Below are 22,608 nucleotides of genomic sequence, written 5' to 3'. Positions count from 1 at the left end.
CTCAGCCCGTGTACTGGGCGAAGACCTTGAGGTAGTCGTACGGCTGCTGCGACACGCCACTGCAGGAGTCACCGTCGGAACCGGAGCCGCAGGCCCGGTCGCGGTTCACGGACCAGTAGGTGAGGCGCCCGATGTGGTGCTGCTGGGCGTAGACGAGCATGGTCTTGAAGTCGGCGACGCGGACCAGCTCACCGGAGTCGTCGGTCTTGCCGTTCATGGACGACAGGCCGATGTGCGCGTACGCCGTCGCGTCGCTGTATCCATAAGCCGACTTGACCCGCGCCTTGAGGCCCTCCATGGCCTGGGTGGTGAGCGTGCCCATGTTCGCGGTGCCGCCGCCGAAGTCGAACGGCATGATGCACCAGATGTCGTTGGCGAGGCCCGAGGCGGCGCCGCGCTTGATCATGTCGACGCCGGTGGAGTCCGGGCCGCCGGTCGTCGTGCCGAAGGTGATGATCGTCTTGAGCCCGGGGTTGCCGGCCTTCACGATCTTCAGCGCGTCGATCACCCGTTGTCTGACGGTGGCGTTGCTCCACTCGGTGTTCTCGATGTCGATGTCGATGACCTTGAGGCCGTAGGCGTTGACGACCTTCTGGTAGGCGCCCGCGAGCGCCGAGGCGCTGGAGCACTTCTCGCCGAGTTTGGCGCCGCTCCAGCCGCCGACGGAGACGACGACGTCACCGCCGGCCGCGCGGATCGCGTTGATCTTCGACTGGTCGTTGCCGCCGGTCAGCGGGCGCGAGCCGTCCCACTTCGGGTTGCAGGAGCCGTCGGAGAGGACGAACGCGAGCGTGAACCACTTCACCCCGGTGGCCGACATGACCGAGGTCGGGTTCTGCGGGCTGCCCCAGCCGAGGTACTCGTAGGGCGCCACCGCCATGCCGGGTGAGGCCGCGGCGGTCTTCAGGGCGGTGCTCACCGGGTTCACCCGGATCAGGCGCGTCTCCCCGGGGCGCAGGGTCGCGCTGTACGAGTCGGCGATCGTGCCCTTGTGGGAGCCCGACCACAGGTCCGTGACGTCACCGGAGCCGGTGAAGCCGACCTGCGACCAGTTCACACCGACCGTGGTGTTGCCGGACGTGCCGGTGTTGAAGAGGGCGACGACGTACTGGCCGTCGCTCTCCTTCTTGGACCAGACCTGCTTGACACCGCTGTTCACGATCCGTTTCGCGGCGACGCCGTCCTGGTCGACACCGATGAGCCGGTCGTTCGTGAGCATCGGTTTGTCGACGGAGTCGAGGTTCGTCACGTCCGTGCCGAGAAGCAGGGGCGCGCCCGCCATCGCCCACAGGGTGAAGTGCGAGCGGCGCTGGTCGGCGGTGAGGCCCGCCTGGTCGCCGTTGCCGATCTCCAGCGAGTCCAGGTCGTTCCAGCCCCCCGGGCCCGCGTACTGCTGCCAGTTGGCCGCCGAGGTGAAGCGGGCGGAGACGTGCGACCAGTCGGTCAGCGGATAGCCGCTGCCGTTCGCGCCCGAGCCGCAGTAGCACTCGACGTCGCCCTGGGTGCGCCAGCTGTTCGCCAGTGACCTCCAGGTGGAGGCGCCCGCGATCGGCAGGTTGTTGGAGAGGGCGAAGGTGAGGGGCCGGCCGGTGGCGCGCAGCGCCTTGTCCCAGGCCTGGACGTCGGGGATGTCGGCGCTGCCCACCCCGTCGATCTTCAGGTAGTCGACTCCCCAGGAGGCGAACTGCCTGGCCCACGAGTTCACGAACTCCTGGGCGCCCGGCTTCCCGTAGTCGATGTAGTACATGTTCTTGCAGTTGTAGTTCTTCTCGGTCTTCGAGGTGTCCGCGATGTCGGCCGCGTGGTACGAGGTCCCCTCGATCGGTGTGTTCCTGGTGACGGCGTTCTTGGCGATGCCCGGCGTCACGTAGAAGCCGAACTTGAGCCCCTTGGAGTGGATGTAGTCGGCCAGCGCCTTGATCCCGGCAGGGAATTTGGCGGTGTCGACGGTCCAGCGTCCGTAGGAGTCGACGACGAATCCGTTCGCGTCGCACTTCTGCCAGAAGTCGTCGAGGTTGATGTACACGAAGCCGTGGTCCTTGAGCCCGCTCGCGACGAGCGCGTCGGCCTGCGCCTTGATCTTCGCCTCGGTCGGCCAGCGGCGCACGAAGCTCCAGCTGCTCCAGCCCATGGCGGGTCGGAGGGCCTGGCCGTTGTCCGAGTACGTGTTGACGGTGGCCGCCGGGGTGGCGTACGACGTGCCGATCCAGGCCTCGTCGATCCGCAGCCGCTTGTAGCGGGTGGTGTCGGTGGACGCGGCCCAGGTGGTGTCCACTTCGAGGCGTACGTATCGGGCGTTGGTGGCGGTCAGGTCGATTCCCTGGATGCCCCGCCGACCGGCGAGCTGACCGGTCTTGACCGCGCTGCCCCAGGTGGACCCGTCGTTGCTGAGGAACACCTTGTAGTCCTTGATACGTGCGGACTGCTCGGTGTCGGAGCGCGCGTAGGCGACGGAGTCCTCGCGCTGGTTGAGGCCGATGTACTGGACCTTCTTCGCGCTGCCGAGGTCGAAGGTGAGGCTGACGGGCAGCGTCTTGTCGCTGTCCCAGTAGGTGAGGTAGTCGCCGTCGCCCGCGGCCGCCGCGCCGTGACCGCTCGCCGCGGCGCTCGCGGACATCGTGACGCCGGACGCGATGCCCTGGCGGCCGGCCGTGGTGACCTTGAAGACGGTGTCGTAGGGGTCCCAGTTCGCCAGGCCGGTCAGAGTGAGCACGCCGCCCGACTGGGACCACGAAACAGCCGCTCCGGTACGGAGGTTGGTGACGGAGGCGATGCGGTAGCCGTTGTCGCGGATGCGCAGGGTGCTGGTGCTGGGCGGGGTCAGCACGTGAAGGTACTGCAGGTCGGGGTCGGTCTTGCTGACCGTGGTGACACCGTGGGCTCCGTCGTTCCAGAAGCCGGGCTTGAGGCCGCCGTACATGTAGCCGCCGCCCTCGGTGCCGTGCAGTGACTGCCAGATGGGGCCGAGATAGGAGTTGGCGAAGTTGTTGAAGGCCTCCTGGTTCGTCGGGAACTTGCCGTTGACCTGCGCGGTCTCGGCCATCAGGGCCTTCACGGAGGAGCCCGCGTTGGTGATCAGTCGGCCGAGGGTGAGCATCTTGTCGACGGAGGGGTTGGAGCCGTCGTACCACCACGCTCCGCTCGACGGCAGCTTGAAGTCGGCTTCGGTGAGGCGGGGCTGGGCCGTGTAGACGGCCTGGGGGTAGTCGTAGGACGGGGTCATGCCCGTCTTCTGCTCATTGCTGATCATGTCCATGATCGGCGTGTCTTCGTTGTTGTTGCTGAGCGTGTAGTTGGGGCGCTTCTGCTGGATCTGGGCGTAGAGGTCGTGGCTCTCCCAGTACGCGTTGTCGTTGTCGATCCAGAAGCCGCCGAGGTCCGGATAGCGGTCCATGACCTCGAAGAAGTTGTCGTAGCTGAAGCGGCCGAAGCCGTCACGGGTGGTCAGGTCGACGTCCGTGCCCTTGTAGGCGGAGTACGCAGCGGAGTCGAGCCACTCGTGGCCGCCCTCGTTGTGCCACTGGGGGTCGTCGGTCATGTAGAGGATGACCTTGAGGCCCTTGGCCTTGGCGGCGGTGATGAGTTCGCCGAGGAAGTCCCGCTTGGTGGAGCAGCTGCCGGGGATCTTCGAGGGCCAGGGGCGGGCGTAGCCGAGGCGGCTGTGGAAGGTGGCGAGGACGAGGTACTGGGTGTGCAGTTTCTGGGCCTCGTTCACCCAGTAGTCCGGAGTCCAGCCGCCGTTGGTGACGTCGTTCTCCCAGGCGGTGCAGCTGGTGTGGGCGGGGGCGGTGCGTTCGCCCCAGTGCAGGAAGAGTCCGCCGACGGAACCGCGCAGGAAGGCCTGGCGGGGGTTTTCGAGGTCGAGCGGTTTCACACCTGCGCGCGGCCGCTGCACGGCCGTGGTCGCCATCGCCGTACTCCTGGCCGCCGTAGCGCAGTTCTCACTGGAGCCGCCGGCGGAAACCCTCAGCGCGCCGCCCGAGGTGTTGTGGCTGTCCGTCAGGCAGTAGCCGGTGACGTTCTGGAAGCCCACGTCGTGGGGTGAGTTGCTCCCCCGCTGGGCCGTGAACCGGGTGAACCTGATCCCGTTCGCGGCGTTCGCGATGACGGCCGGGCGTCCGTCGTCGGCCGCGTACTTCACCGAGCTGTCCGTGAAGGTGACGTTGTCGGCGTTGTGGACGTACCAGCCGTAGGCGGGCCGCGTGCCGATGGCCTTCGGGTTGTAGTCGCCCGGGTCGTTGCTCGGCACGGCGGTGGACATGGTGCCGTTGCCGCCGGGGACGGTGATGTCGACGTTGGTGAAGGTGACCCCGTTGATCCGGTGGCCGCTCTCGCCCCACAGCGTCGGGCTGAAGGACGGACTCACCCCGGTCGCCGTGATGTTGTCGTACGTGACGTCGCTGATCGAGCCGACCCCGGGACTGTTGCCGCAGCGCTTCCTGGTACCGATCTTCTGCATGATCGGCGAGTGGACGCCGGTCATGGTGATGTCGCGGTAGTGGACGTCGGAGATCTTCGCGCCGTCCATGGAGACCATGCCGAGCCCTGACTTGTTGGAGCCCTCGATGCGGATCTTGGCGAACTGGTAGTCGGAGAAGTCTCCGCAGGTCTCGGACCCGAACATCAGGGCGTTGCAGCACACCGCCGACAGATACGAATCACTCACCCGCACGTGGCCGTTGGGGAGCTTGGCGCCGAGCGCGTAGTCGCTCTTGAAGACGAGGGCGTCGTCGTTGGCCTTGATGTTGGCGTTCGTGACCGTGACGTTGGTCGTGCTGATGATGTTCCAGCCGTCGCGGTCGCTCGCGGTGTCGATGGTCAGGTGGTCCGAGGTGACGTTCGTACAGCCGTTGATGAGGGCCGCGAAGTGGCCGCCGCGGCGCAGGGTGAGGCCGTCGCCGAGGCGCAGGCCGTCGCAGCGGGTCAGCGAGAGGATCTTGTCGGCCTCGCCGGACTTGGGGTTGCCGGTGATGAGGTTGCCGAGGCCGTCGATGACGCCCTCACCGACGAAGCCGATGTGTGTCAGTCGGTCGCCGTAGATCAGCGCGTTGTGGAAGTGGCTGTGCCCGTAGTCCTGGTAGGCGTCGTTGGGGTTGGCCTCGGGCGGGTCGTAGGTGTCCGCGCTGGAGCCCTGGATCGTCGCGCCCTTGTCCACTTGAAGAGTGACCTCGCTCTTCATGTGGATGGTGTTCTTGGACTTGTACTGGCCGGCGGGGAAGCGGACGGTGCCGCCGCCCGCGGCGTTGGCGGCGGTGATGGCCTTGTTGATGGCGGGGGTGTCGTTGGTGGAGCCGTCGCCCTTGGCTCCGTAGTCGTGGACGTCGAAGACGGCGGCGTGGGGTGCGGTGGTGGACGTGGGCGCCGTGGTGGACGTGGGTGGGGTGGCGGTTCGGGGGGCCGCGAGGGCCTCGGGGTGGGTCAGGCCGAGTACGACGGCGAAGGCGAAGAAGACGCTCGCCGCCCAACTCCGTTTTCTCATGGGGGGTTTCATGGAACGGCTCCTCATACCAGTTGGTAGCCGCGCAGGTTGGTCAGCAGCAGGTAGCAGTCCTGCAGGGACCCGGAGGTGTCGCCGAGGGACCGGTAGATGCCCCACTTGGGGCGCACCCGGTCGGCGAGGAAGGTGTCGACGCCCGCCCTGGACTTGTCGATGATCGTGGTCGAGCCGCTCTTGAGGATCCAGCGGACCGAGCCCGACGTGCCGTCACCGACCTTGATCTGGAAGTCGACGTCCGTCCACTTGTCGTGCAGCGGATCCAAGTCCGTGCGGCCGATGAGGATGTCGTCGATGGCGAGCTTCAGCTCGATGGTCTGCACGCCGTTCACCCGGCGCAGTGACTGCACGACGATCGGCGAGGTGCCGGTACCCGGCTGCTTCATCTGCATGATGTGCGTGAAGGTCGTGGTCGCCTTCAGCGAGCTCGGGATGTACATCGAGTACGTGAGTCGCCAGGTCTGCCCGGCTGTCCACTTGAGATAACTGCTGCCGCTCGTACGCAGCCCGGTGACCTCCTGGCGCTGACGGTCGGTGGAGGTGTCGCGGTCGACGGTGTGCATGTTGAAGCGCCAGTTGTCGCCGGTGGCGAAGATGTGCGGCCGGCCCGCGGGGTGCGAGTCGGCGCGGTCGTCCTCGATCGTCTCGAAGGCGCCGAGCTTGTCGCCGCTCGCCGACGGCGACCACTTCAGCTGCCAGGAGGCGGCGTGGGCGGCGGTGGCCGGGATGCCGACCGCGGCTCCGGCGGCGCCGCCGAGCGCCGCGCCGAGCAGGGTCCTTCTGGTGGTGCTCATGGCTGACTCACCTCGTCCTGAGTGGGTGGGCTGTGAGCTGTTCGTTCATGATCAGAAAGGCGCCGAGGCCGTGGAAGTCGTTCGTGGCCCGGTCGCGGGCGACGTAGTACGCGTAGTCGCCGACATTGGTGCCGATGGAGATGTCGGTGAGGTTGGTACGGCCGTCGGAGCCGACCGACATCCTGGCCAGGACGCCCTGGTAACCGCGTCCGGCGACGGTCGCGAAGTGCGGATCGAGGTAGCCCTGCTGGGCGCCGCGCGAGAGGGCATAGGTGAACATGCTGGAGCAGGACGTCTCGGTCCAGTTGTCGCTGCGGGCACCCTTGTCGATCACCTGGAACCAGCGGCCGGTGGCCGGGTCCTGGTACTTCTCCAGCCCGGCGGCCAACCTCCTGAAGCTGCCCATGAGTTGGGGCCGTCTGGGGTGGTTGACCGGGATCGCGTCGAGCACGTTGACGATCGCCATCGCGTACCAGCCGACCGCCCGGCACCAGTGCTCCGGGGCGAGGCCGGTCGCCGGGTCGGCCCAGCTCGCCGTCTTCGACTCGTCGTAGGCGTGCTTCAACAGGCCGCTCGCCACCTGGAGGTGGTTGCCGTAGACGTAGAGCTGCTTGGCTGCCTCGTCGTTCGCGTAGGTCGCGTCCCCGAACTCCTTGCCGTACTCGACGAGGAACGGGTTCACCATGTAGACGCCGTCCGACCAGAGCTGGTGGGCCCGGCTGCTGGTGTCGGCGTGCCAGAAGCCTCCGTCGGAGGTGCGTGGGTAGGTGTTGAGACGGTTCCGGATCTTCAGGGCCGCCTTGCGGTAGCGGTCCTGGCCCGTCTCGTGGTGCAGGATCGTCAGGAGCCGGCCCGCCTGCATGCTGTCGAGACTGTTGAAGCTCTGGCCGATCGAACCGTCGCTCGACACGAAGCGGTCGACATAGCTCTTGATGTAGGTGAGATAGCGGGCGTCGTGCGTGCGCTGGTACGTGAGGTACTGGCCGTAGAGGTACAGCCCGACCGGGTACGACCAGCCGCCGATCGTGCTCGGGGTGTAGCGGGCCATGGTCGAGTCGATCAGGGCGACGGACCAGTCCTGGGCGGCGGCGGGCCTCCCCACAGGCCCTCGGGGTAAAGGTGTCGGGGGTGCGGTGGCGGCCACCGTGGTCAGGACGGCGGTGGTGAGCACGCCCGCCATCAGCGCTGCCCGCAGTCGTCGTCTCATGTTCCTCCCTCTCGGTAGGCGTAGGCGGAGTTCCTGAGCGGGGCCTCGTCGACGAGCGCGCGGACGAGGTGGTGGTCGGGTGCGTGGCGGCAGGCCGGGTCGGTGCGGGAGGCGTCGCCGGTGAGCGCGTACGCCTGGCAGCGGCAGCCGCCGAAGTCGGTCGCGCGCAGGGCGCAGCCGCGGCAGGGGTCCGGCATCCAGGCCTCGCCCCGGTAGGCGTTGAAGGCCTTCGACTGGCGCCAGATCCAGTCGAGCCGGTGTGCGCGCACGTTCGGCGCGTCGAGTGCGGGGAGTGTCGCGGCGGAGGGGCACGGGAGGGCGGTGCCGTCCGGGGCGACGGTGAGGGAAACGGCGCCCCAGCCGCCCATGCAGGGTTTCGCGGTGGCGTCGAGCAGGTCCGGGGCGACCCAGACCAACTCCAGGGAACCGGTGAGTTGTTCGCGTCGGCGGCGCACGGTGACGCGAGCCTGTTCGACCTGATCCCGGGTCGGCAGCAGGGCGGCACGGTTGCGGGCGGCCCAGCCGTAGTACTGCGTGTGGGCGAGCTCGATCCGGTCGGCGCCCCAGGTGACGGCGAGCGTGATCAGGTCGTCGACGGCGTCGATGTTGGCCCGGTGCAGCACGACATTCAGACCGAGTGGCAGCCCTGTCGCCCGCACCAGTCGTGCGGCGCGCTCCTTGGCGGTGAACGCGCGGGCTCCCGCGATGCGTTCGGCGGCCTGGGGATCGGTGTGCTGTACGGAGAGCTGGACGCTGCGCAGTCCCGCGTCCAGCAGCTCCGCGAGCCTTCGCTCGTGCAGGGCCACACCGCTGGTGACGAGCTGGGTGTAGAGGCCCACGGTGTCGGCGGCGGCGACGATCCGGGCGAGATCGCGCCTGAGGAGGGGTTCGCCGCCGGACAGGTGGGTCTGGACAACGCCCAGTTCAGCGGCTTGGTGAAAGACGTCGGTCCATTGTTCGGCGGTCAGCTCTCTTGACCGACTGATCAGTTCGACGGGGTTGGAGCAATACGCGCAGCGCAGCGGGCAGCCGTGGGTGAGTTCGGCCAGCAGGGCCCAGGGGGGATCGACGGTCGAGGTCATCGCAGCCAGCCCTCCTCGTGCAACGCCGAGAGGAATCGAGGTACTTCGTCGGTCACCGGCGCGCCGGGGAACCGTTCGGCGAGCGCGGCGACGATCTCGGGCACCTCGCGCCTGCCGTCACAGAGCCGGACGACGCTCCCGGCGTGGCCGCGCAGGACGACGACGCGTTCGGGCATGAGCAGCAAGTCGGTGTCGCGGACGGGATCATGACGGAGCATCACGGCGTGGGCGAGAACAGGACGCCAGCTCATGGCGGGCCCCCTGCGGGGCCCGGAACCACCGGGGTGCCCGTCTGCGCGGGTGCGCCGGGGTGGCGGCCCGGGACCTTCGTCGGCATCGACGCACCCGAGGTCCGCGCCTGCGCCGTCGCGCCCGACGCCCCGGAAGCCACGTCGCCGCCGGCCACGTCCCGCGCGGCGCGGGGACACCCCTGCGCGGGCTCGCGCCCACGCGGAGTCGCCACGGAATCCGACACACCCGGCGAAGCGCCTTCGGCCGGGACGTCTCCTGACGCCGACTCGGTCCCGAGGGCCGAGACATCCCCCGACACATGCTCAGACACACGGGGCGAGGCATCTCTGGACACACCCTCAGACACCAAGGACAAGACATCCCCCGGTGGACGCTCACACCCGAGGCCCGAGACATCCCCCGGCGCACGCCCGGACCCGAGGCCCGAGACATCGCCCGGCACGCGCCCGGACGCGAGGGCCGAGACATCCCCCGGCGCATCCTCAGCCGCGACGGGCAACGCATCCCCCGCCACCCCGCCCAAGGCACCCGGCAGTTGATCCGAACCTCTCCCCGACCCACCCCGACGGCCGCGGCCCGACGCGCGCGGCAGGGTGCCCGGTGCGGCGGCTGGGTCGCCCCGAGGGGTACCTCCCGACACCCGTTCCGACGTGCCCGTCGGAACGGAGTCGCTCACCCGGTCCACCGCGTCCAGGAGCGCCCACAGCACCTCGCACTTGAACGTCAGCGCCGCCACGGCCCGTTCCTGCTGCTCACGGGTGCGCGCCCAGCCCTGGACCAGGGCGAGTGCCTCCTCGCTGTCACGGCCGCCCTGCCCGATGCGGGTACGGAAATACGCGAGCCCCTCTGCCTCGATCCAGGGGTAGTACCGCTCGAACGCGGCGATCCGCGTGCGCATCAGCCCCGGTGCGGACAGCTCCGTGAGGGAGGCGGCGACCGCGTCGAACACGGGGCGCAGGCGACAGAAGTTGACGTAGCCCTCGACCGCGAGCCGGACGCCGGGCAGCACCCGGGCGGTGTCCCACAGCGCCGGCCGTTCGAGGCCGGCGGCCTCGCCGAGCCTCAGCCAGCGTTCGATGCCGCCCTGCCCGACGGCCGTGCCGTCGTGGTCCTGGATCCTGCGGACCCACACCCGTCGCAGTGCGGGATCGTCGAACTTGGCGAGGATCAGGGCGTCCTTGACGGGGATGTGGCGTTGGTAGTGAAAGCGGTTGATGATCCAGCGGCGCAGCTCGGCCGGGGTCAACTCGCCCTGGTGCATACGGACGTTGAAGGGATGGCGGTCGTGGTAGCGGTCCTCGGCGACGGCGCGCAGCCGCTCGGTGAACTCGGCGGTTCCCCAAGGGGCCGCGGCACCGTCGTCGCGCACCGGTGTCGCGGTCATGGTTCGACAACCGTGGGGCTAGGCCGTGCGTGCCAGGTGTGGCCCGGCGGTTGCCCGTTCGGTAACCGGGCCAAGGCGGTCACCGAGGGCGTACGCGGTGACCTCCAGGGCGGTCTCGACGACCAGATACCCGGGGGTCTCCCAGACGCTTTCCTCCGATGTTTCCCGGATGACCTGCTCCGCGCGGCGGCCTTCGAGGGCGCTCATGTTCATGTGCGCGTACCTGCTTTCCTGATGGGTGGGGGTGTAGAGCCCAGACAGGTGCTGGTGTTCACATGCGTGCACCGGGTTCATGAACCCGTTCGGTGACGCCCTACAGAGTGGTCGGATGACGGAACTCGGTCAATGGTCCGGACCGATAAGGTCGGATCCATTTCCGGCCAATCTCCGACCCTCACCAGGAATCCACAGCTAATCCGCCGGTCAGGAATGCATAACGGCCGGTGATCGTTGACCATGGGAGTACCATTCGACGACTTAAGGATCGAGAGCTCGTGAGCAAGGTCCCCCCGATCATCCTGAACAACGGCGTCGAGATGCCGCAGCTGGGCTTCGGTGTCTGGCAGGTCCCGGACGACGAGGCGGAGCAGGCCGTCGCCACGGCGCTGGAGTCCGGATACCGCAGCATCGACACCGCGGCGATCTACGGCAACGAGGAGGGCACGGGCAAGGCCATCGCCACCTCCGGCATCCCCCGCGAGGAACTCTTCGTCACCACCAAGCTCTGGAACAGCGACCAGGGGTACGACTCGACGCTCCGCGCGTTCGACACGTCCCTGGACAAGCTCGGCCTGGACTACCTCGACCTGTATCTGATCCACTGGCCGCTGCCGTCCCGGGGCAAGTACATCGACACGTACAAGGCCTTCGAGAAGCTCTACACGGACGGCCGGATCAAGGCCATCGGTGTCTCCAACTTCTACCCGGAGTACCTGGAGCAGCTGATCGAGGCGACGTCCGTCATCCCGGCCGTCAACCAGATCGAGCTGCACCCGCACCTCCAGCAGCACGCGGCCCGCGAGTACCACGCGCAGCAGGGCATCGCCACCGAGGCCTGGTCCCCGCTCGGCTCGGGCAAGGGCCTGCTGGAGGTCCCGGCGATCGTCGCCATCGCCCAGAAGCACAACCGCACTCCGGCCCAGATCGTGCTGCGCTGGCACATCCAGCTGGGCAACGTCGTGATCCCCAAGTCCGTGACCCCGTCCCGGATCAAGGAGAACATCGACGTCTTCGACTTCTCGCTGGACACCGAGGACATCGCGGCGATCAGCGCACTGAACGAGGACCGTCGCCTGGGCCCCGACCCGGCGACGTTCGACATGGGCTGAGCCCGGCCCTCATCGACTGACCTGCCCCGGCCCGGACGCGCACCGCGCGTCCGGGCCGGCGGCGTCTTGCCCCCACACACATCGACTTCCCCCACCCGCGTCGACACGCCCCCACGCCGGTTTCAACCCCGGGACCGGACCAACTCCGCCGGAGGGCTTGACGCGGTCATGCAAGAGGGCCCACCTTGTACCGCAACCCGGTAAGGAAACTTTCCTAACAGAAGGGTCCCCCACAGTGCGCTCTCGAACACTGACCCTCGCGGCCGTCGCCGGTGCCGCGCTCCTCGCCACCGCGGCACTCCCGGCCAGCGCGTCGGGCTCCGTCACCCCCCGGTCCGCCCAGGAGGGTTCGGTCAGCGCGGCCGACCTGCTCGCCAAGGTGACGTCCTGTTCGCAGATTTCGAACGGCAAGTACAAGACCGACGACGAGACCTCGGCCACCGTCCCCGTGTGCGGCAAGAACGGCGCGGTGTTCTGGAAGGCCGACATGGACATCGACTGCGACGGTCAGGTCACCGGCAAGTGCAACGGCAACGCCGACCCCTGGTTCCAGGACGACACGGCGTTCCACCAGTCCGACGGGAAGCCGCTGCGCGCCGAGTCACTGCCGTATGTCGTCGTGCCCAGCACCAGCAGCATCTGGAAGTACACGAGCTACGGCATCAAGGGCGGCGGTGTCGTCGCCGTGATCTACAACAACAAGGTCGAGTACGCGGTGGTCGGCGACACCGGGCCCACGAAGATCATCGGCGAGGCGTCGTACGCCACGGCCAAGGCCCTCGGCATCGACCCCGACCCTGCCACGGGCGGGGCCGACTCCGGCGTGACCTACATCCTGTTCAAGAACTCCCAGGTGTCGCCGATCGAGAGTCACAGTGCGGCGGTGTCGCTCGGGGACTCGTTGGCGAAGCAGTTCCTCCAGAACAACTGAGGCTTCCGCAACAACCGAGGTTGACGCGACAACCCAGGCGCCCGCGGGTCCGACGTCAGTTGGGCTGGCCGATCGGACGTACCACCACGGTGTTCACATCGACGCCCGAAGGCTGTCCGATCGCCCAGACGATCGACTCGGCGAGCTGGTCCGCCGTCAGCAGATGACCGGGTGGCAGACTCCCGTAGCTGTCCCAGAACGGGGTCTCCACCCGGCCCGGCGAGATCAGGGTCACGCCGACACCGAACTCGGTCACCTCGCGGCGGGCGTTCTCGGCGAGCCCGGTCACGGCCCACTTGGTGGCCCCGTAGATGTTGCCGGGAGTGTGGACGTGGCCCGCCACACTTCCGACCAGCACGATCCGGCCCCGCGTCTCCTTCAGGGCGTCGATGGAAGCCCTGATCAGCAGCGCGGGACCGAGCACATTGGTCAGCACCATCTCGGACCAGGCGGCCGGGTCACCGCCGGCGACGGTGTCGTGCGTGGCGAATCCCGCGTTGGCGACGACGGTGTCGAGGCGGCCGAACTCCTTGAGCGTCAGCTCGACCGCGGCGCGCACCTGGTCGTACTCGGCCGCGTTCCCGACGACCGTCAACAAGCCCTGGGGACGTCCGAGTTCCTCGGCGAAGGCGCGCAGCCGCTCCTCGCCGCGGCCGGTGACCGTGACCCGGTGGCCGGCGTCGAGCAGCCGCCGCGCGACCGCGGCGCCGATACCGCTTCCGCCACCGGTGATGAGTGCGACAGGTGAGTCGGTCATGGATACCCCCGTACGTGTACGACAACGACCGGGAGTACATCACTTGAAGCGCTCTCGAAGTCAAGGCCGGGGCCGCCGACCTCCCTCAACACGTCCGCCGGTAGGGCACGTCGGGCAGATATCTGCGCCACTCGGCCCGGGTCGCCCCGCCCCCCGCCCGGACGCACACCTCGCCCGCCGCACGTTCCGGCGTCAACTGCTCTGAGCGCAGGGGCAGATGGGGTGTCGCGATGTACAACTCCTCGGCGCCCGGGGTGAATCCGATCGCGAGGACCGGCCCGTCGCCGGTCGGCAGGGTCGCGCCCTCCAGTCGCGGGGACGCCGTCTCCCACACGCGGACCGAGCCGTCGGCCCGGCTCGCGGCCAGCAGCGAGCCGTCGGCCGAGAAGGTCAGGGCGGGCCGCGCGACGGTGGAGTCGGCGGCTGCCAGGACGGCGATCCGGTGCTGCCCGCCCGCGTCCCACAGGGTGAGGCGTCCTTGGGTGTCGGCGGCGGCCAATTGACTTGCTCTCCCTGCTGAAGCAGGGAGATTCTGGCCTTCCTCACCGGGTGCTGTGCCGCTGGGCGGCACGAGTTCCGGTGTGGATTCCGTGGCTTCCTGCTTCTTCGCGTTGTGCCGGAACGAGTTCCGGTCTTACCTGCGCTCGACAGGCTGTCACCGCCAGTCCGGCGGCCTGTTGGACGTTCCTGGCGGCGTTGTGGTCCCGGTCGTGAACCGTGCCGCAGGGCGTGCACGTCCAGGTGCGCACGTGCAGGGGTTTGGGCCCGTCCTTGACTCCACAGACCGAGCACACCTGGCTGGTGGGCTCGAACCGGCCGACCTTCACAAAGACGCGCCCGTACCGGCCAGCCTTGTACTCCAGCATCGCGAGGAACCGCGCCCAGCCGGCGTCGTGCACGGATTTGCCGAGCCGGGTGCGCGCGAGGGCTTTCACTGCCAGGTCCTCCACCGCGACCGCTTGGCTTTCGCGGATCAACTGGGTGGAGAGCTGGTGGTGGAACTCGCGGCGGGCATCGGCGACCTGCGCATGTGCGCGGGCCACCCTCAAGCGTGCCTTCTCCCGGTTCTTCGACCCCTTCTGCTTTCGGGACAACTCCCGCTGCGCCTTCGTCAGCTTCTTCTCCGCCCGGCGCAAGAAGCGCGGGGAGTCGATGACACGGCCATCGGAGAGGACCACGAAGTATGTGAGACCCAGATCGATGCCCACGCTGGGCAGGTTGTCGGCTTCGGGCATCCGCGCCAGGTCGGCGTCGGGGTCGGTCTCGATCACGAAGGAGGCGAAGTACCGGCCGGCCGCATCCCGGATCACTGTCACGCTGGGCGGCACCGAGGGCAGGGTGCGTGACCAGCGCACCTTCACCTCGCCGATCTTCGGCAGAAGCAGCCGCCCCGCCTCGTTGATCTTCCATCGGGCGTTCGCGGTGAACCGGATCGACTGGCGGGCATCCCGCTTCGACCTGAAGCGCGGCGCCCCCACCCGTGCCCCCTGGCGGGATCCTTTGAGAGAGGAAAAGAAGTCGGTGTAGGCGCGCTCCACGTCCCGCAGCGCCTGCTGCAGGATGACTGCCGACACCTCGGACAGCCACTGCCGCCCGGGGCCCCGCTTCGCCTCGGTGATCAGCGTCCTCGACAGCGCGCCCGCGCTCGGAAACGCAGCACCCTCCCGCCGGGCCCGCTCCCGGGCGGCAACCGCGTCGTTGTACACCACCCGCGCGCACCCGAACGCCCGCGCCAGCGCAACGCGCTGACCGGGCCCCGGGTCGAGGCGGAAGGCATACCGAAGCTGCATGATCCGGACGCTAACACCCACCACCGACAACCCCGACCCGATCAGCCGAACCCAGCCTCGCCGAAACGCTTCTGCACTGCTGTCATACGGGCAACACCGGCCCGGACGAAGCATTCCCCAGCTCCGCCGGGCAGCCCTGCGGGTGCGGCGCGCTGCCCGAGGCGCCGACGACGGCCGACACCCGCCTGCGGTCGACGAGCCGCAGCAGTTCGGCGATCAGGTCGTCGCGGCCGTGGAAGCGGTCCCGGTCGGCGGGCTCGAAGCGGGCGAGTCCGGGGTAGGGGCCCTCGGCGTCGTCCGGTGCGGGCGTGCCCGCCTCGTCCGCGAGCGCCGCGCGCCAGCGCCGCTCCCACACGGAGGTGTCCCCTCCGCACGCGCTGACGTACGCCAGGAGCACCGGCAGCGTGGGCAGCCTCTCGCCCGCCGCCGCCGCGGACAGCGTGGGCCCCGAGTAGTCCGCCCGGCGGGCCATCGCGCGGTAGGTCGGGGCGCCCGCCTCGTCGCGGAGCCCCCGCAGCTCGAAGGCGAACCGCGCCACCGCGCCCTGCGCCGGATCCAGCGGCTTCTCTCGGCGTCCCACGGGTGACTCCCCCCGTCCGCGGCGGCCCCATCCGTCGGCACCGCTCCCCACCTGCATTGATAGGTGCCCCGCGACGGGGCTGCCCATCAATCGTCCGGCGGCTGGACTCGACGGTGCACATCCTCGGGACCCCGTCGGAGGGGACCGCGAGGCATCGACCACGCGCCGGAGTCAGCCATCGCCGCCACACACACTCCCAGACCGCCGCTCGCCCCCGCACGGTTGCCGTCACCCGCCCCGCACACCCCATCGACGGTGTACGCTCCCGCGCTGCTCTCGCTCGCCCTCGGGCTGTGGGGCGTACGGCGCGGCGGCACCCTGCGGCGGGACGAGGCAGGGTGCCGCCGCGCCATGGCGCGGCGGTCCCTGCCCGACCTGTGGTCGACTCTCGCCGACGCCGATGCCGTACACGGTCTGTACTACCTGCTCATGCACCTGTTGTTCGAGGTCACCTGCGGGCTCGACCCGCTCCTGGTGCTCCGGCTCCCGTCGGTCCTCGCCACCGTCGCGGCGACCGGAACGCTGGCCCTCCTCGGACACCGGCTGGCCGGACCCCGCGCGGGTCTCCTCGCGGGATCCGTCTTCGCACTGCTGCCGCAGGTCCAGCGGTACGCGCAGGAGGGCCGGTCGTACGCGATCGTGTGCGCGCTGGTCGTGTGGGCGACGTATCTGCTGGTGCGGGCGGTGGCGCGCCGGGACGGTCGCATCTGGGTCGCCTACACCGCGGTGCTGGTGGCGGCCGGGCTGCTGCACGAGTTCGCCGTACTGGCGATCACCGCGCACGCGGTCGCCGTGCCGCGCGGGGCCCGCCGTGCCTGGGCCGGGGCGGCGGCGGTGGTCCTCGTCACGGTGGCGCCGCTCGCCGTGCTGAGCACGCGGCAGTCGGATCAGGTGTCGTGGATCGGCAGACCGGGCGCCGGAGCGCTCGCGGGGTTCGCGGGAACGGCCGTCCTCGCCCTGGCCTGCGCGGCGATAGGCCGGAACCCCACTTCGCGCGTACTCCGGGGCGTCCGGCTGCCCGTCCTCGCGCTCGGGCTCCTCGTCCTGCCCGCCCTGCTGCTCCTGCTGGTCTCGCTGGTCACACCCCTGTATGTGGACCGCTATGTCCTCTACGGCCAGAGCGGCACCGCCCTGCTGACCGGCGCGGCGCTGGCCCGGCTCCCCCGGGCCCGGCGGACCCGCACGGCGGTGCTGACCTGCGCGGGCGCCGCCGTTCTCGCGCTGCTCCCCGTCACCCTGCACCTGCGTACACCGCAGAGCCGGGTCGACGACGTGGGCGCGATCGCCCGGGCCGTCGCCGAGGCCGGTGCGCCGGGTGACGGGGTCCTCTACCAGCCGGCGCGGCGCCGGGTGTGGTCCCTGCCCGACCCCGGCGCTCTGCGCGGGCTGCGGGACCTGGCCCTCGACCGCGCACCGGCCGCCTCGCACACCCTGTACGGCACCGAGGTTCCGGCGCCGGTCGTCCGCGCCCGCATGATCACGGCGACCCGTATCGTCGCCGTGAGCGATCCCGCGGGGCAGCCGCTCGACGCGACCCCGGGGGAGATCGTCAAACGGCGGGTCCTGGCCACGTGCTTCGAGAAGTGCGGCACACGCCGGGTCCAGGGTGCCCGGGTCACCGTGTACGCGCGCCCGGGCACATGCTGACCGGCCTGAACTACTCCGGCTTCACCGCGACGTGCACGGTGTGCGCGGTCAGCAGGAAGACGTCCGGCCGGTGGTACACGCTCGCCTTGTCGTCCGGGTCGAGGAGACGGTTGAGGGTGGCGAGGTCGTCCGCGTCGAGGCCGGGGGCGAGGAAGTCGCGGCGGTGGGTGAGGGAGGTGACGACGAAGGCGCGCGTCTCGTCCGAGACCGGGGCGGGGAGGTCGACGAGGAAGGTGCGGGTCGCCGTGTGGCGCAGGCCGACTGCGGTCATCAGGGCGGCCCAGTCCTCCGTCTCTCGCACCGCTCCGGGAAGCTCGTCCCGCATCCGCCCGAACCATTCGTCGTGGACCGCGTCGACACGGGACTGAAAGCCGGGGCGGCCGATGCCGATCTCGCGCGGGAAGTAGCGCATGGGCAGGCCGCCTTCCATGAGGGCGAGGGTGCCGCCGGGCGCGAGAGCGCGCGCGAAACCGGCGAGCGCGGCGCGCTGGTCGCCCACGTGATGCAGGGACCTGCTCGCCCACAGCAGGTCCGCCGGGTACTCCAAGTCATCGATTCCGCCGCCGAGTTCGGCCCGCAAAGTGCTGAAGCGGTCGCCGACGCCGAGCCGGTCGGCGCGGGCGCGGGCCCGCTCCAGCAGGGGTTCCACCTCGTCCACGGCCACGACCCGCGCCGCGGGGAAGGTGTCCGCGAGGAGACAGGAGATGACACCGGGGCCACTGCCCGCGTCCACGATCAGCCCGGTCTCGGACCGCTGGTCCCGCAGCCAGCCCGCCGCCTCGGTGTAGAGCGGGTTGAACAGCTCCGCCTCCTGCTCCAGCATGGGGATCATCTCGGCGAAGTCCATGTGGGTGTGGTCATGGGCGTGCTGGGCGTTCTCGTGGTCGTGGTGGTCGTGTGCCATGGTGGTCCGCCTCTCGTCCGGGTGCGTACACAGCGTGCTCCTCGGCTCCCGGAAACGGCCAACGAAGTTGCCCGAACAGCAAAAACCGCGGTCGGAAAATCTGATGCGCCCGAAGCGGCCCGTCCCCGAGCATGGCCCCATGGACGACGAGATGGTGGCGCGGTTCCTCGAGGACGGGTTCGTGAAGATCGAGGGCGCCTTCCCGCCGCGCGTCGCCGACAGCTGCGCCCGGCTGCTGTGGAAGGAGACGGGGTACGACCCGGACGACCCCGGCACCTGGAAGGACCCCGTGCACTGGGTGAGCAGCATGGCGCAGGGCCCGTTCGCCGCCGCGGCCAACTCCCCCGCTCTGCACCAGGCCTTCGATCTGCTGGTCGGCGAGGGACGCTGGGAGCCGCGCTACGCGCTGGGCAGCTTCCCGCTGCGGTTCCCGCACACGGAGGAGCCGGACGACGCGGGCTGGCACATCGAAGGCAGTTACCTCCCCGACGGTGAGGCGCTCTACCACTCCAATCTCCGCTCGCGGGGCCGGGCCCTGCTGATGCTCTTCCTGTTCAGCGAGGTGACCGAGGCCGACGCCCCGACCCGTATCCGGGTGGGCTCGCACCTCGACGTGCCGCCGGTCCTGGAGCCGTACGGCGAGGCGGGGGCCTCGTTCCTCGAACTCGGTCCGAAGGTGGCCGAGGCCTCCGCACACCGCCCGCTCGCCCACGCCACCGGCCGCCCCGGCGACGTATTTCTCTGCCACCCGTTCCTGGTGCACGCGGCCCAGCCGCATCACGGCACGCGCCCGCGGTTCATGGCTCAGCCGCCGCTGTATCCGGCGGTGCCCTACGAATTGGAGCGGGCGGACGGCGACTACTCGGCGGTGGAGTTCGCGATCCGCCGGGGGCTGGCCCAGGAGGCCTGACCCCCGACGGATCACCAGGTCGGACGCCCTACAGCGGCGGATACGCGTTCGTCATCAACTGCTGGAACTGCGCCGAGAACCAGTGCCCCGACAGCGGGGCGTTCGGCAGCGCGCCGGACATGTTGTTGTTGTTCCGGGGGTTGCCCGTGTAGGTCGGGTCGCACATCCGGTCGAAGCCCTTGCCCTCGTCGTTGGCGATGGCGGAGCTGGAGCCGTCGGACTCACCCGGGGGCTTCATCCACACATAGGCGTCGATCCCGGTGGCCGGGGAGGCCTGCGGGCGTTCGCCAAGACCGGCACCGGCCTGGTTGCACCAGTTCCCGACGTGGATACGGCGGTCGTAGCGCCCGCCGTCGACGTAGGTGTCGACGCTGGTCGTCGCGCCGGGGCCGGCGGGCCGTGCGGTGCCGCCCCATCCGTTCCTGGAGGTGTCGATCAGCATGCCGATGCCGGAGTTGAAGCCGACCGACACGAGCTGGTTGCGGAAGGCCTGGGCGAAGGACAGCTCGTCGACATAGCGGTTCCAGTCGACCCACTTGGACTGGCGGACGGAAGTGCCGTTCACCGTGTCGTTGATGGTGAAGTTGTTCTCCTTCAGGGCGCTGTAGTTCGCCGTGTTGGTGATGAACCCGGCGACGTCGTCGACCGTGGCGCCCTCGCTGGTGGCCGCCTGCTTGAACAGAGTGGCGGACGGGGCGAAGTTGTCGTCCCAGCCGATCCAGCCGTGGTGGCCGGCGTCCAGGTAGTTGTAGACGTTCGGGATCGCGCCGAGCTTGGCGAGCGCGTAGCCCACGCCCTTCACGTAGTTGCCGTTGGCGAGCATGGTGTCGCACTGCGGGGTGGCGGTGGCCCGGCTGCCGGTGTTGGTGACGAGGTTCGGCAGCGAGTCGATCTCGATGGTCGTGACGATCCGCAGCGAGGCGTACTTGCTGTCCGCGAGGATCGCCGCGATCGGGTCGATGAACTGCGTCTTGTACTTGTCGATCTCCGTCGGGCCGAGCTCTCCGTTGGAGGCGAGGGCCGCGCAGTCACGTCCGGGCAGATCGTAGACGACCAGCTGGACGACCTCTTCACCGCTGCCCTTCTGCGCGAGCGCCGCGTCGAGGTGGGCGCGCAGGCCCATGCTGCCGCTCGCCCCGTTGATCGCGGCGATCCGGTCGAGCCAGACACCGGTGGGCTGGTTGGAGATCCGGCTGCCGCCGGTCTCCGCCGCCGCCTTCGCGGACCACTCCGGGTTCACGTACACCTTGGCTCCGGCGTACGGGTTGTCGACTCTCCCGGAGGGGTCACTGCCTCCACCCCCGCCTCCGCCACCACTTCCGTCGTCGACGTTGCAGGTCACCCCGTCAAGGGTGAAGGAGGTGGGCAGCGCGTTGGTGCCGCTGTAGGAGGCGTTGAAGCCGAAGCTGACCGAACCGCCGGTCGCCAGCGTCCCGTTGTAGGTCTCGTTGGCCGCGGTGACGGCGGTGCCGCTCTGGGTGATCTTCGCGTTCCAGCCCGAGGTCACCTTCTGGTTTCCGGCGTACGCCCACTTCACCGCCCAGGAGGTCTTGGCGGCACTGTTGTTGGTGACCGTGACGGCGGCGGTGAAGCCGGTGTCCCACTGGTTCTGCACCTTGTAGTCGACGGTGCAGGGGATGGCGGCGATCCCGGCGGGGTCCGCGGGAACGGCCGCCACGGCGGTTCCCGAGGCGCCGGCGAGCAGGACGAGCGCCCCTAAGAGCGCGGATTTGGTACGACTCATGAGTGCGGGTTCCCATCTCTTCTCGTGCGGGTGTCCGTTGACTTCTTGCGCGGGTGTGCGTCGGGTTTCGGCGCGGGTGTGCGTCTGATTCCGGCCGGTCATCCGTTGAGGGCGCGCAGCACCGGTCATCCGTTGAGGGCGCGCAGATGATCACGCAGCCCGACTCCGTACGACGTGGGAGTGCCGTCGTAGTCGGAGATCAGGGAGGGACCGGAGGAGCAGTCCCAGGTGTTCCAGGTCCAGCCGAGGTAGGAGAGCCCCCGGTCGTCGAACCACTTCATCGCGGTGTCGACGAAGCCGTGGGAGCAGGTGTTCTCGCCGATCTCCCCCGCCACGAGCGGGACTTGGGCCGCCACCGGGGCGAGCGTCGAGTTCCAGCAGCTCTCGCCGGCGCACGTGTTGAAGTTGTAGGTGTGGAAGGCGGCGACGAGGTTGCCCGTGGGATCGCTCGGCTTGTACGTCAGCCACTGGCTCAGGTCGTTGGAGTACGCGAGCCCGCCGGCCAGGATCAGGTTCCTGGCGCCGGTGCCGCGCACCGCGTCGACCAGGTCCTGCATCCCGGCGACCTCGTAGCCGATGCCCGGGCAGCTGCCGCCGTCCTTCCAGCAGGCCCACGCCTGGGCGGTGGTGGAGGTCGCGCGGTCCGGGTAGGGCTCGTTGAACAGGTCGAAGGCGACGGCCTGGTCGTCCTTGAACGTGCCGGCGACCGAAGACCAGAACGCCGGGCTGTACTGCGCGTCCGGCATCGGCTTCTGGCAGGTGGCGTGCACGTCCGAGCAGCCCGCCGAGTTTCCGGTGTACTGCCCGTAGTTCCAGTGCAGTTCGACGAGCGGGGTCATCCCGTGCGCCTCGACCTTGGCGACCAGGTCCTTGACGGCGGAGATGTAGTGGGCGCCCGCGTACTCCGGTTTGATGTTGGACAGGCCGAGCCAGCACTCCTCGTTGAGCGGAATCCGGACCGTGTTGGCCTTCCAGTCGGCGATCGCCTTGACCGAGGCGTCGTCGACGGGCCCGTCGAAGATGCCGTGTCCCTGGACGCACATGAACTCGCCGCCGGAGCGGTTGACGCCGAGCAGCCGCCGCGTCGTGCCGTCGGCGTCGACGAGCTTGTTCCCGGAGACGTGCAGCTTGGGTGCCGTACCGGTCGTGGGCGGCGGATCCGTCGGGGTCGGCGACGGCTCCGTGTCCACGTTGCACGTGGTCCCGTTGAGCTTGAACGTCGCGGGTACGGCGTTGCTCCCCGACCACGAGGCGAGGAACCCGGCGCTGACACTGGCCCCTGAGCCCAGCGAACCGTTCCAGCTCTCGTTGGCCGCGGTGACCGTCGTGGCGGACTGGGACCACTTGGCGTTCCAGCCCTGACTGACCTTCTGACCGTTCGCGAAGTCGAAGGTGAGACTCCAACCACTGAGCGCGGCTCTGTTGTTGGTGATCTTCACGGCGCCCTGGAAGCCGGTGTCCCACTGGCTCGTGACGGAGTAGTCCACCGTGCACGCGGGTGTGGCTCCTGACGCCGTGACGACCGGCGCGATCGCGGTGCCCACGAGGGCGACCGCGGCGCCGACCACTAAAAGTCCTGAACGCGGAGGGTGTCGCATGAGCGACTCCTTGCAGCTCGGGCGCGTCGTGACGGACGCGTCGACTGATGGAACCGCTCCCACTGGTGCGGATGAAGTTAGCGCCAAGTGCCGGTAAAGGACAGAGGCGTCGCACTGTTGATCAATCGAACAATTTCGACTCTTCGAGCACCTTGACCCCTTCGACCCCTCTCTCCAATATGGGAGCGCTCCCACTGGTTCAAGGC

Annotated in this window: 16 protein-coding genes and 2 pseudogenes; 4 read left to right on the top strand and 14 right to left on the bottom strand. The window is 69.3% G+C overall.

Features of this window, described 5'->3' with window-relative positions:
* Position 1: 1 nt before the first annotated feature.
* The 7 genes and pseudogenes from AAFF41_RS38320 to pqqA all read right to left on the bottom strand — a co-directional run.
* Entirely contained in the window at positions 2–5,491 is a 5,490-nt protein-coding gene (locus AAFF41_RS38320) for a glycosyl hydrolase family 28 protein (RefSeq protein WP_343325401.1), read from the bottom strand.
* An 11-nt stretch (positions 5,492–5,502) separates the two neighbouring features.
* Positions 5,503–6,288: a Tat pathway signal sequence domain protein gene (locus AAFF41_RS38315; RefSeq protein ID WP_319749536.1), complete on the bottom strand. Its 786-nt coding sequence runs from the start codon at positions 6,286–6,288 to the stop codon at positions 5,503–5,505.
* 7 nt (positions 6,289–6,295) lie between these two features.
* Positions 6,296–7,495, bottom strand: coding sequence for a glycoside hydrolase family 88/105 protein (locus AAFF41_RS38310; RefSeq protein WP_343325400.1), 1,200 nt, complete (start codon positions 7,493–7,495; stop codon positions 6,296–6,298).
* Positions 7,492–8,577, bottom strand: coding sequence for a pyrroloquinoline quinone biosynthesis protein PqqE (pqqE, locus tag AAFF41_RS38305; protein WP_343325399.1), 1,086 nt, complete (start codon positions 8,575–8,577; stop codon positions 7,492–7,494). Before pqqE ends, AAFF41_RS38310 begins: the two co-directional genes overlap by 4 nt.
* The gene (pqqD, locus tag AAFF41_RS38300) at positions 8,574–8,828 is read right to left on the bottom strand and encodes a pyrroloquinoline quinone biosynthesis peptide chaperone PqqD (protein ID WP_319749539.1); all 255 of its coding nucleotides are present in this window, start codon (positions 8,826–8,828) and stop codon (positions 8,574–8,576) included. Before pqqD ends, pqqE begins: the two co-directional genes overlap by 4 nt.
* Before the next feature lie 677 nt (positions 8,829–9,505).
* Positions 9,506–10,213: pseudogene (gene pqqC, locus AAFF41_RS38295) on the bottom strand (pyrroloquinoline-quinone synthase PqqC); the annotation flags it as partial.
* A gap of 75 nt (positions 10,214–10,288) precedes the next feature.
* A pseudogene (pqqA, locus tag AAFF41_RS51805) lies at positions 10,289–10,384 on the bottom strand (pyrroloquinoline quinone precursor peptide PqqA); the annotation flags it as partial.
* A gap of 365 nt (positions 10,385–10,749) precedes the next feature.
* Here pqqA and AAFF41_RS38285 point away from each other — a divergent pair.
* Entirely contained in the window at positions 10,750–11,541 is a 792-nt protein-coding gene (locus AAFF41_RS38285) for an aldo/keto reductase (RefSeq protein WP_319749692.1), read from the top strand.
* Positions 11,542–11,776: 235 nt separating this feature from the next.
* Positions 11,777–12,472, top strand: coding sequence for a glycoside hydrolase family 75 protein (locus AAFF41_RS38280; protein WP_319749540.1), 696 nt, complete (start codon positions 11,777–11,779; stop codon positions 12,470–12,472).
* Between the two features lie 55 nt (positions 12,473–12,527).
* On the opposite strand, the gene AAFF41_RS38275 is transcribed toward AAFF41_RS38280, so the two are convergent.
* From AAFF41_RS38275 to AAFF41_RS38260, 4 genes are all read right to left on the bottom strand, one after another.
* On the bottom strand, positions 12,528–13,229 hold the full coding sequence (locus AAFF41_RS38275; protein WP_319749541.1) for an SDR family oxidoreductase: 702 nt from the start codon (positions 13,227–13,229) through the stop codon (positions 12,528–12,530).
* Positions 13,230–13,314: 85 nt separating this feature from the next.
* Positions 13,315–13,728 carry a WD40 repeat domain-containing protein gene (locus tag AAFF41_RS38270; RefSeq protein WP_319749542.1) on the bottom strand — a complete coding sequence of 138 codons (414 nt, stop codon included), beginning with the start codon at positions 13,726–13,728 and terminating at the stop codon, positions 13,315–13,317.
* 43 nt (positions 13,729–13,771) lie between these two features.
* Positions 13,772–15,019 carry an RNA-guided endonuclease InsQ/TnpB family protein gene (locus AAFF41_RS38265; protein WP_343326418.1) on the bottom strand — a complete coding sequence of 416 codons (1,248 nt, stop codon included), beginning with the start codon at positions 15,017–15,019 and terminating at the stop codon, positions 13,772–13,774.
* Positions 15,020–15,101: 82 nt separating this feature from the next.
* A complete protein-coding gene (locus tag AAFF41_RS38260; RefSeq protein ID WP_343325398.1) occupies positions 15,102–15,599 on the bottom strand; it encodes a helix-turn-helix domain-containing protein in 498 nt (165 codons plus the stop codon).
* Positions 15,600–15,854: 255 nt separating this feature from the next.
* Here AAFF41_RS38260 and AAFF41_RS38255 point away from each other — a divergent pair, with 255 nt between their 5' ends.
* Complete coding sequence (locus tag AAFF41_RS38255; protein WP_343325397.1) at positions 15,855–17,246, top strand: glycosyltransferase family 39 protein; 1,392 nt, start codon at positions 15,855–15,857, stop codon at positions 17,244–17,246.
* A gap of 10 nt (positions 17,247–17,256) precedes the next feature.
* Here the strand turns inward: AAFF41_RS38255 and AAFF41_RS38250 are convergent, their stop codons facing one another.
* The gene (locus tag AAFF41_RS38250) at positions 17,257–18,150 is read right to left on the bottom strand and encodes a class I SAM-dependent methyltransferase (RefSeq protein WP_343325396.1); all 894 of its coding nucleotides are present in this window, start codon (positions 18,148–18,150) and stop codon (positions 17,257–17,259) included.
* 139 nt (positions 18,151–18,289) lie between these two features.
* On the opposite strand from AAFF41_RS38250, the gene AAFF41_RS38245 reads away from it, so the two are divergent.
* Positions 18,290–19,060, top strand: coding sequence for a phytanoyl-CoA dioxygenase family protein (locus AAFF41_RS38245; RefSeq protein WP_343325395.1), 771 nt, complete (start codon positions 18,290–18,292; stop codon positions 19,058–19,060).
* A 28-nt stretch (positions 19,061–19,088) separates the two neighbouring features.
* On the opposite strand, the gene AAFF41_RS38240 is transcribed toward AAFF41_RS38245, so the two are convergent.
* Together AAFF41_RS38240 and AAFF41_RS38235 are read right to left on the bottom strand one after the other, a co-directional pair.
* The gene (locus AAFF41_RS38240; RefSeq protein WP_343325394.1) at positions 19,089–20,804 is read right to left on the bottom strand and encodes a glycoside hydrolase family 6 protein; all 1,716 of its coding nucleotides are present in this window, start codon (positions 20,802–20,804) and stop codon (positions 19,089–19,091) included.
* 125 nt (positions 20,805–20,929) lie between these two features.
* Complete coding sequence (locus tag AAFF41_RS38235; RefSeq protein WP_343325393.1) at positions 20,930–22,402, bottom strand: cellulase family glycosylhydrolase; 1,473 nt, start codon at positions 22,400–22,402, stop codon at positions 20,930–20,932.
* Positions 22,403–22,608: the final 206 nt, after the last annotated feature.

Origin of the sequence: Streptomyces mirabilis, from assembly GCF_039503195.1 — a bacterium.
Taxonomy (GTDB): domain Bacteria; phylum Actinomycetota; class Actinomycetes; order Streptomycetales; family Streptomycetaceae; genus Streptomyces; species Streptomyces mirabilis_D.
Note: the sequence above shows the minus strand (reverse complement) of the source record. Positions and strands in the feature narration are given on the sequence as shown.

Bases quoted from the DNA above. Each gene is read 5' to 3' on its own strand.
- AAFF41_RS38320 (WP_343325401.1), bottom strand. From the start codon at position 5,491: ATGAAACCCCCCATGAGAAAACGGAGTTGGGCGGCGAGCGTCTTCTTC.
- AAFF41_RS38315 (WP_319749536.1), bottom strand. From the start codon at position 6,288: ATGAGCACCACCAGAAGGACCCTGCTCGGCGCGGCGCTCGGCGGCGCC.
- AAFF41_RS38310 (WP_343325400.1), bottom strand. From the start codon at position 7,495: ATGAGACGACGACTGCGGGCAGCGCTGATGGCGGGCGTGCTCACCACC.
- pqqE (WP_343325399.1), bottom strand. From the start codon at position 8,577: ATGACCTCGACCGTCGATCCCCCCTGGGCCCTGCTGGCCGAACTCACC.
- pqqD (WP_319749539.1), bottom strand. From the start codon at position 8,828: ATGAGCTGGCGTCCTGTTCTCGCCCACGCCGTGATGCTCCGTCATGAT.
- AAFF41_RS38285 (WP_319749692.1), top strand. From the start codon at position 10,750: ATGCCGCAGCTGGGCTTCGGTGTCTGGCAGGTCCCGGACGACGAGGCG.
- AAFF41_RS38275 (WP_319749541.1), bottom strand. From the start codon at position 13,229: ATGACCGACTCACCTGTCGCACTCATCACCGGTGGCGGAAGCGGTATC.
- AAFF41_RS38265 (WP_343326418.1), bottom strand. From the start codon at position 15,019: ATGCAGCTTCGGTATGCCTTCCGCCTCGACCCGGGGCCCGGTCAGCGC.
- AAFF41_RS38250 (WP_343325396.1), bottom strand. From the start codon at position 18,150: ATGGCACACGACCACCACGACCACGAGAACGCCCAGCACGCCCATGAC.
- AAFF41_RS38245 (WP_343325395.1), top strand. From the start codon at position 18,290: ATGGACGACGAGATGGTGGCGCGGTTCCTCGAGGACGGGTTCGTGAAG.
- AAFF41_RS38240 (WP_343325394.1), bottom strand. From the start codon at position 20,804: ATGAGTCGTACCAAATCCGCGCTCTTAGGGGCGCTCGTCCTGCTCGCC.
- AAFF41_RS38235 (WP_343325393.1), bottom strand. From the start codon at position 22,402: ATGCGACACCCTCCGCGTTCAGGACTTTTAGTGGTCGGCGCCGCGGTC.